6 protein-coding genes are annotated in these 7032 nt (G+C 41.8%); all 6 read right to left on the bottom strand.

Annotated elements, in window-relative coordinates:
• Positions 1–262 (bottom strand): hypothetical protein (locus PHR02_RS12405; protein ID WP_299992484.1); only part of this gene is annotated, 262 nt, incomplete at its 3' end.
• Between the two features lie 23 nt (positions 263–285).
• The gene (locus PHR02_RS12400) at positions 286–1488 is read right to left on the bottom strand and encodes a DUF2931 family protein (protein WP_299992483.1); all 1203 of its coding nucleotides are present in this window, start codon (positions 1486–1488) and stop codon (positions 286–288) included.
• 77 nt (positions 1489–1565) lie between these two features.
• Positions 1566–2675 carry a DUF2931 family protein gene (locus tag PHR02_RS12395; protein WP_299992481.1) on the bottom strand — a complete coding sequence of 370 codons (1110 nt, stop codon included), beginning with the start codon at positions 2673–2675 and terminating at the stop codon, positions 1566–1568.
• A 10-nt stretch (positions 2676–2685) separates the two neighbouring features.
• Positions 2686–4404 (bottom strand): DUF2235 domain-containing protein, encoded by a 1719-nt coding sequence (locus PHR02_RS12390; RefSeq protein WP_299992479.1) that lies wholly within the window; start codon positions 4402–4404, stop codon positions 2686–2688.
• A gap of 19 nt (positions 4405–4423) precedes the next feature.
• Positions 4424–6643, bottom strand: a complete 2220-nt coding sequence (tssI, locus tag PHR02_RS12385; protein ID WP_299992478.1) for a type VI secretion system tip protein TssI/VgrG — start codon at positions 6641–6643, stop codon at positions 4424–4426.
• Positions 6644–6754: 111 nt separating this feature from the next.
• A partial coding sequence (gene tssD / locus PHR02_RS12380) for a type VI secretion system tube protein TssD (RefSeq protein WP_299992477.1) occupies positions 6755–7032 on the bottom strand: 278 nt, incomplete at its 5' end.

Here is a 7032-nt window from a genome sequence, read left to right as displayed (position 1 = left end):
CATCTTTGAGACTCAGTTCCACCTCGGTATCACTGAGTGCTTCTACCTTAATTTCTTCATCACTGACAAAGACGATAGTAAAGCGATATCCTACCGATACAGCACTCTCACCCTCTAACTCTAATACACTGTAGCTATCCACTAACGATAAAGCAGAACTGCTGCTGTACCCTTTGAGTCTTACTCGGCAGTTCACTCGATCATTAATAAGAGTGCTCGCGCCGAAGAGGGTGCTGAGGATTGTATTGGTAGTGATAGTCATAGTGTGCTCTCCATCAGATTTTTTTATCTTTTATCTTTTACAGAATAATCATTGCTTGTTTGTTTCGGATAGGATGTACTCAGCGCTCTTGCATCATCAGAATTATCTTGATCCCAACCATCACCCTCTAAAAGCTGTAATTTCCAAAACGTGTAGGGGATTACCATAGTGTGCGAAGCGTTAATCAGTTTTACTTCCACAGTTTTAAGGTCATCGCTCGTTTCTATCTGCAAACGTGCAGGCTCTTTGGAGTATTTAAAAAACTCACCGAATGCTTTTGCGACACTGACTTCATCAAAGCGTAAAAATCCTCTTAACCTGCGTCCATCAGCATCTTTGAAAAACACTTTTAATTTAGCTGGTACTGGTCTATCTGCTAAGAGGAGATCCTGTTCTACTTGGTCGCCCCAAATCATAAAGCGTTCGGTGTTGAGATACTCCACATTGTATTCGCGATACGCCAAAGGACTGGTTGTAGAAACATGCCACGGATAGCGTCTGCGGTAAACATCGTCCCACAATCCGTAGGGTATTTGTTTGTTCATAACCTGTGCATATTCGATTGGATATTCTTTAGCCATAATGTCATAGACTTCTTTTACCCATTCATTACGATCCGATGAATCTTCTTTGCGTACATTTTGGAAGTCATGCCACGGCATATCTGTTTTTTTGGCTTTAAAATAGGCCAATTCCCGAGCTTCTTCGCTTTGTAATTTCACAACGACACCGCCGCCGGGTGCCAGCATAAATACAAAATTGGTGAAAGGCTGCCACTGACCGATTTTTACAGCTTCTTCTCTGTAATCATCAATAACAATTTCTCTCATCCCATTTTGACTTCGATATCCTTGTGCATAGAGCTGACGCATCTTTTCCATCGGCAGTTCAGCATCCAGCTCATAAAATTGATTCTCTGCTAATGAGAGCCAGCGTAAACGTATCCGTTTTGGGAAACCATATACAGTACTAGTGCCTACCTTGCCAAAATCATCCCAACCCATATGAGCAGTACCAAAAAAACCACCCGTAGGTTTACCGCTTTCATTAAAATATCCACAATATCCGTCAACTAACTCCACCGGATAGCCTTTTGGCGCAGCTATATCTGACTCGAAAGTTACTTTTGGTTTTCCACTCATAAAATCTCCTAGTGATTGATGATTGCTGCATCCTGTAATGGCAAATAGAATGCTCATATAAAGCAGTAGATTACGTAATCTCATAATTATTTTCCTCATTCCTATAGTGATTGTGAGCATGAACTTTTGTACGTTCCCATCGGAGTACATGAGATGGGCAACTACCAATCCATCGTATCGAATCCCCAATTATCCTTATAGAGTTCATTTACTTTCCAAATTCGATGCGGGACAACAACACTTTTTTGCGAATTGACCAATTTGACTTCAACACTCTTTAGGTCATCACTAACTTTAACATCGAGATTCGCACGCTCTGAGATATTTTTGAAATACTCCTCAAAGAGCTTAGTTGTTTTACGGAGATCAAACTTGACCAGTCCCACCATACGCTTGCCCTCAGGAGTGATAAAGTAGACTCCAAAAAATGCCGGAACAGGAGTACCTACTCGATTATGCTCTTTAGTAACCTGATATTCCCATACCATGTAGCGTTCGGTGTTTACAAACTCGATATAATATTTTTCCAGTGCCAAGGGATGTACGATGTGCATCGACCACGGATAGGTTCGGCGGTACACCTCGTCCCATAGCCCAAACGGGATTTTATGCCCCAGTATTTCATCGCGAGCCTCTTTGCCAATACGTTCTTCACTCAAACCTGAGGCAACAAATTTTTCTCTATCACCTGATTCAATCCTATCTGGAGTGACATTTTGAAAAATATGCCACGGCATATCAATTTTTTTGGCTTTAAAGTATCCTATTTCTCTGGCTTCCCTAGCAAGCATCTTAGCGACTACTCCCCCACCTGGAGCCAACATAAATCCAATTCCACTATATGTATCATACTCGCCAACAGGTCTGTCATTTACTCTATCATACGATACTAACCGAAATCCTTCCTTATAAAGCTCTTTCATCCTCTCAACGGGAAGTTCAGCATCAAGTTCATAAAATTGATTTTCAGCTAGTGAGAACCACAATAGATGTACCCGATGGGGTAAACGATCCATCCTTCCCATAGCAGTTCCCTCTGGGTCATCCCAACCTCCTTTGACTCTAGGAGCAAAAAAACCGCCCATAAGATTTCCATTTTCATCTCGATAAGCATTATATCCCTGTACGATATCGATGGGATATCCCTTTGGGCTAGAAAGTGAGGTGTCTAGTTCCATTTTTTTTCCTAACATAAAATCTCCTGGTAATTGATTATTAGTACATCCTGTAAATAGTAAAACGGCAAATATTAGCCCCATACTGATTCTCATGGTTTCCCCTTTATCCGTGGTGAACGGTACGAACCGCTTCACCCCATTGAAATATCTGTGCATCCATCCACTCGCCATTTCCCGACCAGTGAAGATAGTTCTTAAACAGCTTGCGACTTTTTTCTTTGTCGGAAGGTTTGATCACTTTTATCTCTCCCTTGCCCTTAGTCACACACGCATCATCATGAGCTAATGCAACTCCCTTAAACTCATCTAGTACTTCTTGCAAAAAACCATCAGGGATTTGGCTCTCTTTGTAGTCTAAAAACCCCATAAAATAATCAACATCGTATTTTTTGATAAACGCATACATCAAATGGCAAGATACTCTAGGATAACCGCTGTTGAGCTGTTGGCGGTATCCCCATAAGGTTCTATCAATCACTGTTCGAGTTGGGATACCACTCGTTATTATTTCTTTGGTATCGTATTTATCATCAATCAGATAAAGTCTGCTCCCTTCAAGATTGGCTTTGTAGTCGGGAAGTCTATTCGCATCAGAAATATACTCGCTTTGTTCATAATATCCCTCATCGATAAGAGCTTGTGCCAAAAGGGAAGCGTCGACTTTGGAAGCATTGATTTTTTGACGAAGTAATCGAGTAAGGACATTGTCGAACAACCAAAATTTCCCCACGTCATGATCCCCTTCGCTATTAAAATGATTTCTCTCTTGCGGTTTGGCTTCCCCCTGATGGTGCTCACGAACATAGCGAACCACCTCATTTTTCCCGGCAATCACCACTTCACCATCAACAAGTTCTTCACCTACCCCAAGTCCTCCGCCTATATCGGTGTGACACCCCGGGATACGGAATTCTACACCATACCCTTTTTCCATACTGCTATGGATGTCATAGAGTGAAAAAAAGGTACGAGCCTCATTGGAAGCGGCGATATGAACAACTTTATAGCTTTTAGGCGGTTCAGGTACATCCCCGCCGGGATTGGGCTGAGTTATCTCTTGTTTCCACTCTTTGGCATCGTTGTCTTGTTTAAGTCCTATCGATACCACTGTGTCAAATATTCCGATAAACCCGATTTGTACCTGACACGGTTGTATTGATGTATCGAATCCAAATCGCTCGATCATATACCGAGCCTTTCCTGTTTTTATGTCTTCATAACTCTCTCGGATAAGGTTGGAAAAATATCGTGCCGATGCCGCTCCACGGCTAAAACCGTAGATATTGATCTGCAAAAGATCAAATTCAACTCCTTGTTTGCCTTTTGTCTCTAACTTTTTAGCAATATAATTAAATGCCCGTTGGGCTTTGGCATCAAACCCTCGTTCTGGACCCCACCCGGATCCTGCTGCGAAAGCTCCGTCAGTATCTTTGTCAAGCGTCCCTGTCCCTTCTACATACACAGCGATATTACCTGCCGAATTATCATCTTTAGGTTCAAATCCATTGTATAGCCACTCGATTGTCGTCCCTTCCCTATGGTAGCTCAGATAATCATGGGTGTTGATTTCAGATTTTTTGCTCTCATCCGGTGAGAATTTAAAATGTTTTTTTTGTTCGTATGCTATTAGGGGATCTTTGTCGTATTCATATTTTAAGCCTCGATAAATATTGTTATTTTCCATATTATTCCACGTACCATCAAAAAATACATTGATCATAAATGATTTGATTTGTACTTGAACTGATGATCCATCGGTTGGATTGGTTTTGTCTTTGCTTAGTGTTTTCGGTTTACAAAGCAATTCTAAATCTTCTGCCATTAGTTAGCCTTTCTTCTGCTCATCTGATACGATCATCAGCCATGATTTTTATTTCGGCACTTCTTGCACCACTATGAATCCGTTCAGTTTCACCATTTTCATTGGTATATCCGTAAATAGCAGGGCCATTTCCGACAGTGATTTTATAAGCAAAGTTTGGTATTGGTTTACCTTGTTGATCTTTGATCACATACATCTCATCATTACCTTTTTCGGCACCATTGATATACACCTTCGGCGCAATAATCTCGATATGCTCCATCCCTGTAAAGTCGATATCATTTCCTTCGATGATAATCTCTCCGTTAGCATAAAAAGTGATATGGCTTTTACCTACCATAATCTCATACTTCTCCCCAACAATCGTATGCTTTAGTACTCCCACCTCTTCGCTAAAGCTCACTCCCACCGTCTCATTTTTACTAGCTCCGACACTCACTTGATATCCAGCACCAATAGTAAGCGCTTTCGCGATATCAATGGTTTCCGTTTTGCTTTTGTTGACTCTCTCGGTTCTATAACCGTGGATCGTGACATCTTCGTTATTATCTACGGTTTCACTGCGGTCATGTTGAATATGCTCCGTTGCGTCATGGAGGACTAAGAGACTGTAATCCTTTTGTGCTCGCATGTTGAACTGTTCACTGTTCTGAGCATCTTCGAAAAGGATTTCGTTGTACCCTTCGCTATCACTGTACTGAGGAGTAGTCTGGGTTTTAATGTAGCTTTGGGTCTTTGTAGATGGTAGATCATAAGGGATCTTGTTCTCACCGTTATGAAGCATCCCTATAATGATCGGTCTATCAATGTTACCGTTGATATAGCTGATAAGTACTTCTGAGTTAACACGAGGTAAGAATCGCATCCCATAATGATCTCCGGCATAGAGGGTATTAAGAGGGACATAGACACTGGTAGGATATTTAGGATCAAAGTGCATGATAACTCTGATCTCACCTTTCTCATTCACATCAATCTCATTGGCACCTTTAGAGGTTTCTTTATCACCCTTGGAGACAATAGCGGTGTGGACACCTTCGATTCGTGGTTTAGTGATGGTGTAAGGGGGTCGATAGGTGATAGAGGAGGGGATTGCCCTAAACGTGACTTGGTATTGCGCTTTGGGTGCTTCTTCAGTAGCAATAAGCTCATCGAGGGCATTAGGGAATGAACCGCTATAGTGACACGAGAGGATAATCACTTCATCGCGTTTAAATACCTTGGTATCATTAAGCGTTACCCGTATCCCCTCTCTCATAGAGAGTTCAGTAGAGATCCCCTCAACATAAAACCCTGACGCATAATCACGCTGAGCTTCGAGTGAGGCATAACGATTTAGATCTTTAGAGAGTGACCCCTCAAACATCTCCAAACGATCATGCTGTGTATAGAGTTTAAGATCATTACGTAACTGAGCACTGTAGGTATTATCCCCCAGAGGTTCAGCGGATTTAGAGAGCTTGGTCGTAGACATATCCAAAGAGGGTTTGAGAGGATCATAATAATCATGAACCCCCGATGAGGGAGCAAAGCGTTTAGACGTATTATAGGTACACTCTATAGTCTCTGCACCCAGAGCATGTTCGCTCAACTCACACAAGGTAAGGTTATAAGGATTAGAAGAAGAGGAGTCTATGAGTAATACCAATCCCTCTTCTTCACACAACATAGTCATAAACTCATAATCGCTTTGCGCATACTGAGTGCAGGTATGACGGATACTATAACGGAGAGGATCGGCTTTTACACTCAGATTTAGATGCAGCAGCGCTTCATAACGTCCAATGATCTCGGTGATGATATCAAGGACATTCTTATCTTGGAAGACTTCATAGCGACGATTAAGAGACAAATAATACAAAGGAGAGACAATCTCAAGACGATAAAGCTGTTTGCGTCCGACACTTCCAAACTCAGAAGCCCCAGAAACACGTCCGTAAAGTGTCGTAGAGTTAAGAGGGCTTATCTCATCTTTGAGACTCAGTTCCACCTCGGTATCACTGAGTGCTTCTACCTTAATTTCTTCATCACTGACAAAGACGATAGTAAAGCGATATCCTACCGATACAGCACTCTCACCCTCTAACTCTAATACACTGTAGCTATCCACTAACGATAAAGCAGAACTGCTGCTGTACCCTTTGAGTCTTACTCGGCAGTTCACTCGATCATTAATAAGAGTGCTCGCGCCGAAGAGGGTGCTGAGCAAGGTTAGTGCACTACTAGGGTTGGGGGTCATGAGCAAGCCTCTGAAACTTTATTAGAAAAATCACATTTATACTGTGGAAGGTAATTTTTATACTAAATTTTTAGGATTTTAGGGAGCACGATAGAGCCGAAGCTCTATACTTTAGGCATTTTTGCCTACACCGATACGCCAGTCATCTTCTCCGGATGTACTTGCAGTTTCATGTCTCCATGTGATTTTACGGTATGAAAACGATACATTTTCCAACGGTGCAACATCGGTAACTGTCAAACCTAACTCTGCATCCATAGAAGCTTGGATATCTACGATAACCGCATCTTCAAGAACGACACTGAAATAGTGCTCAGGTTTACCGGTATAGCTTGTGCGGTACCATTTAAGCTCAACATTAGTCAATGTTTCACCTTTAGTAAGTGCAT

The sequence above is a fragment of the Sulfuricurvum sp. genome, assembly GCF_028688295.1.
Taxonomy (GTDB): domain Bacteria; phylum Campylobacterota; class Campylobacteria; order Campylobacterales; family Sulfurimonadaceae; genus Sulfuricurvum.
The sequence above is the reverse complement of the archived record's forward strand: the minus strand, read 5'-3'. Positions and strand labels throughout refer to the sequence as shown.

Excerpts from the sequence above, each read along its gene's own strand:
- PHR02_RS12400 (WP_299992483.1), bottom strand. The coding sequence starts at position 1,488 with ATGAGATTACGTAATCTACTGCTTTATATGAGCATTCTATTTGCCATT.
- PHR02_RS12395 (WP_299992481.1), bottom strand. The coding sequence starts at position 2,675 with ATGAGAATCAGTATGGGGCTAATATTTGCCGTTTTACTATTTACAGGA.
- PHR02_RS12390 (WP_299992479.1), bottom strand. The coding sequence starts at position 4,404 with ATGGCAGAAGATTTAGAATTGCTTTGTAAACCGAAAACACTAAGCAAA.
- tssI (WP_299992478.1), bottom strand. The coding sequence starts at position 6,643 with ATGACCCCCAACCCTAGTAGTGCACTAACCTTGCTCAGCACCCTCTTC.